Source organism: Bartonella sp. AP331QHHD, from assembly GCF_042195905.1.
In the GTDB taxonomy this organism is placed as follows: domain Bacteria; phylum Pseudomonadota; class Alphaproteobacteria; order Rhizobiales; family Rhizobiaceae; genus Bartonella.
This window is the reverse complement of the sequence record NZ_JBHIPG010000073.1, coordinates 1-3231: the sequence shown is the minus strand read 5'-3', so window position 1 is coordinate 3231 and position 3231 is coordinate 1. Positions and strand designations below refer to the sequence as shown.

Sequence of the window (3231 nt, the reverse complement as noted above, 5' to 3'; positions counted from 1 at the left end):
GTTGCAGGAAAAGCAGCAAGATATTGCGGCTAAAAGTCAGATGCAACAGATGGATTTACAAGGCAAGCAGATTGAATTGGTTATGCGTCAAAAGAGAGCAGAATTGGAAGCTGAATTGATGCAACAGAAGCATGAGCTTGAACGGGAGCGTATTCTTAATGAACGAGCGCAAAATCAAATCATGCGTGAAAGAGCGGCAACATACAGAGGAAGAAGCATTTGAAAGAGGTTAGAGAATGAATGCAGAAATGAACGAAGCTATGAATGAAGATTACAGGGTTGGTGCACCGGTATTTGATGATGAGAGCTCTTTTGAGAACGATTATGAGGTCGAGACGGTTGAGAATAATGATGCGACACCTCCAGAACCGGTTGCAGAGCCCGTTGAAAAACCTTCAGAGATTGTTCCTATAGATCGGCAACATGCAGAACAACAAGCCAAACAAGCCCGTGAAGCGCTTGTCAAGTTTTATGAATCTCAAGCCCAGCCACCAATGGTTGAAGGAGAAGGTGCGCCCCCAGACCTACGTGAGGATCCAATTAGCGTATTAACGTGGATGTTAGATAAGATTCAAAAGCAAGATGCGTATATTAGGGCACAGCAGGATGTTCAAAGGCAAGCCATTGAATCCCACGAATTTAATGATCATTTGAACCAGTTTTTAGAAAGTTCTGTTACATCAATTAAAGATAAATACAGTGATTTTGATGCGGCGGCGGATTATCTTTATGAGACGCGTGCAAAGCAATTAAGTGCTTGGTCATCTGTTTATCCGACTTATGCGCAACGGAGCACGATAGATGCGATTATAGGGGATGAATTGCGTACGATTGTAGCGACTTGCGCCCAAAAGGGGGGTAATCCAGCAGAAGAGCTTTATAGGATAGCGCAAAATCTTGGTTATCAAAACCAAGGGATGCAAGCGAATAATCAAGTAGCAGCGCTTCAAAGCCGGCAGAATTCTGCGCGAACCTTAACAGCATCTGGTGGAGGAGGCATGACAGGTCCTATGACAAAAGACACCCTTGCCAATATGTCAGAGAAAGAATTCAACGCATGGATCTCCAATCCGAAAAATGAAGCCCGTTTTTATGAAATAATGGGTGCAGACCCTGATTAGGCAATCAGTTTTACAACATAATCCGCCTTGATGCGGGTTTTCCACCGGCTTTAAGCCGGTTTTTTTACAGCAAAGAAAGGTGAAATCAATGGCAACAACACATATAGGAACCCATGATCCGCAATCGGTGAAATTGTGGTCACAGAAATTAAGCAATGAAGTTTTGAAAGCGACAAAAATTGCCCCTCTTATTGGCAAAAGTTCAAACAGCATTATCCAGCTTTACAACGAAACCCATAAGAGTGCAGGGGATAGTGTTACGTTCAGTTTGCTAGTCAATCTGTTTGGAGATGGTGTCACGCAAGGCGAAACCTTAGAAGGCAATGAAGAAGCGCTTCAATTTATGAATGATCGGTTGGTGATTAACGAGCTTTTACATGCGGCGCGTGTTGCCAATGATGACTCGATTGATCAACAGAGAATCCTCCCGAATTTACGTAAGAAAGCGAAAGAAGGCTTGGTTCGCTGGTATGCCAATCGTTTAAGCATCATGTTCTTTTTGCAGGTATGTGGTTATACAGCCCGTACGATTAGCGTTGATGGTCGAGAAGTGTATATTAAGCCGGTTCATTATGGCTTTAATGAAATCATGGCACCAAGCAGTGAACGGATTATCCGCCCCGATGGGAAAACCAAAGATGAAGATCTTAATGATAAAGCCAAACATAGCTTTAGTTTGAAGCTTATTGATGAAGCGGTTAAACAAGCCAAACTTGCCAATCCGCAAATTTCTCCCGTCCATGTTAACGGTGATGATGTTTACGTTCTCTATTTGCACCCAACACAAGTGATGCAATTGCGTACCAATACAGCCGCTGGTGAGTGGTTAGATATCCAAAAATCTGTTTATGCGACTTCTCGTGCAAAGAACCCAATCTTTGATGGTTCTCTTGGAATGTATAATGGTGTTGTTTTACGCGAAGCTATTCATGTTACCCATGGTGTTAACTCGACAAATAATACAGCGGTAAAAAGTGTGCGTCGTGCGGTGTTCTTAGGAGCGCAGAGTGCGATTATAGGTTTTGGGAAAAATCATAGTGCAACAAATTACACCCTCAAAGAAGAATATTTTGATTATGAACGTGAATTTGGTGTTGCCGCCAAGACTTTGATAGGAATGAAGAAAACTCGTTTCCAAATGCCCAATAGTGCACAAACAGCGCAAGATTTTGGAACGATTGTTATTCCTACCTACAGCGGTGAAGCAGCAGCGTAATCATTAAGGAGGAAAACAAGACATGGCAGATCAATTACCCCCTCCATTACAGGGCAGAAATCTACATACCCAACAGGTAAGTTTCTTACGTTTGAATATCTTACATAAAGAGAAACATCTCACAGAAAAAATCGGGATATTACCCCGTGGTGCTTTAATTACCTCGATAAAAGCGTTTGTGAAGACAGCGTTTTCTGAGACGAAATTGAAGATTGGCAGCACCTATGGCGGCAATGAGTTTGGCGAAAAAGATATCAAAGCCCAAAATACGCAAGATTTTACACCAACAGATCAAAAGGTTTTTACTCCAGAGGATAAAGAAATGACCCTTTATGCAACACGAGATAAAACCACTGATGCTGGTGAGTGTGTTGTGGTCGTGCAATTTGTGACAAATCATTGAGGGGATAAGACATGGCAGATTATTTACCACAGCCCTTGCAAGGGAGAAATCTTCATACGCAGCAGGTAAGCTTTTTGCGTCTTAATTTTAGCTATGAAGATAAAGAAAAGGTGATGAAGATAGGCACCCTCCCTCGTGGTGCTTTGATTACTTCAATTAAAGTGTATGTCAAGACAGCATTTTCGGACACGAAGGTTAAAATAGGCAGTACTGCTGGAGGAACTGAATTTGGTGAAGCAGAAATCAAACAGCAGGCAGTCAAAGAAGTTAAGCCCACCAATCAGAAGGAATTTGTCCCTTATGATGAAGAACTTACTCTCTATGCTAAAGCTGATAAAACAGTACAAGCTGGTCAAGCAAGTATAGTCGTTGAATTCGTGACTAATCACTGAAAGGTATTTTGATGACACGTCATTATATTCGGGTTAAGACCGGAGGACCGATACCTGTAAAGCGAGATGTTTATCGTCATAAGAGAACACTTTCGCACT

The 3231-nt window shown here is 42.1% G+C and carries 4 protein-coding genes and 1 pseudogene; all 5 read left to right on the top strand.

All coding sequences use genetic code 11. The features are described 5' to 3' along the window. Positions 1-223: pseudogene (locus ACFIMS_RS08335) on the top strand (phage portal protein); the annotation flags it as partial. A 13-nt stretch (positions 224-236) separates the two neighbouring features. Further along, positions 237-1121 carry a hypothetical protein gene (locus tag ACFIMS_RS08330; RefSeq protein WP_375696622.1) on the top strand — a complete coding sequence of 295 codons (885 nt, stop codon included), beginning with the start codon at positions 237-239 and terminating at the stop codon, positions 1119-1121. Between the two features lie 88 nt (positions 1122-1209). Then, the gene (locus ACFIMS_RS08325; RefSeq protein ID WP_375617006.1) at positions 1210-2337 is read left to right on the top strand and encodes a N4-gp56 family major capsid protein; all 1128 of its coding nucleotides are present in this window, start codon (positions 1210-1212) and stop codon (positions 2335-2337) included. A 22-nt stretch (positions 2338-2359) separates the two neighbouring features. Continuing rightward, entirely contained in the window at positions 2360-2740 is a 381-nt protein-coding gene (locus tag ACFIMS_RS08320) for a hypothetical protein (protein ID WP_375689637.1), read from the top strand. An 11-nt stretch (positions 2741-2751) separates the two neighbouring features. Further along, positions 2752-3132, top strand: coding sequence for a hypothetical protein (locus tag ACFIMS_RS08315; protein ID WP_375696621.1), 381 nt, complete (start codon positions 2752-2754; stop codon positions 3130-3132). Positions 3133-3231 lie beyond the last annotated feature (99 nt).